Raw genomic sequence first — 458 nt, forward strand, 5'->3', positions numbered from 1 at the left:
GGCCAGAACACCATCGTGCGCCGCTGATCCCTTTTATCCCATCCCATCATTCCATCATCGAGGAGCATTGCCATGAAAACCCTGACCATCAAAGACCTGGACCGTACCGAACAACTGGACCGCGCAGCCATGCGYACCGTGCGCGGCGGCTGGAGCATGTTCTCGCCGTCGKWCAAGACCGGCGACATCACCTACGCACCAAGCTACGACTCGTCGATCAACGCCGCACAGAACCTGGGCCAGATGCAGAACGTGATGACGGCCACCGCCAACGACTCGGCCTTCCTGGGCGGCGTCAGCGTGGACAGCAAGGTCCACCAGAACGGCCAGAACACCATCGTGCGCCGCTGATCCCTTTTATCCCATCCCATCATTCCATCATCGAGGAGCATTGCCATGAAAACCCTGACCATCAAAGACCTGGACCGTACCGAACAACTGGACCGCGCAGCCATGCG

1 protein-coding gene is annotated in these 458 nt (G+C 59.6%); it reads left to right on the forward strand.

The window, feature by feature from the left end; all coding sequences use genetic code 11:
* Positions 1-72: 72 nt before the first annotated feature.
* Positions 73-351, forward strand: coding sequence for a hypothetical protein (locus tag AB4Z32_RS27730; RefSeq protein ID WP_442125019.1), 279 nt, complete (start codon positions 73-75; stop codon positions 349-351).
* Positions 352-458: the final 107 nt, after the last annotated feature.

The sequence above is a fragment of the Massilia sp. 2TAF26 genome, assembly GCF_052115005.1.
Taxonomy (GTDB): Bacteria; Pseudomonadota; Gammaproteobacteria; order Burkholderiales; family Burkholderiaceae_D; genus Telluria.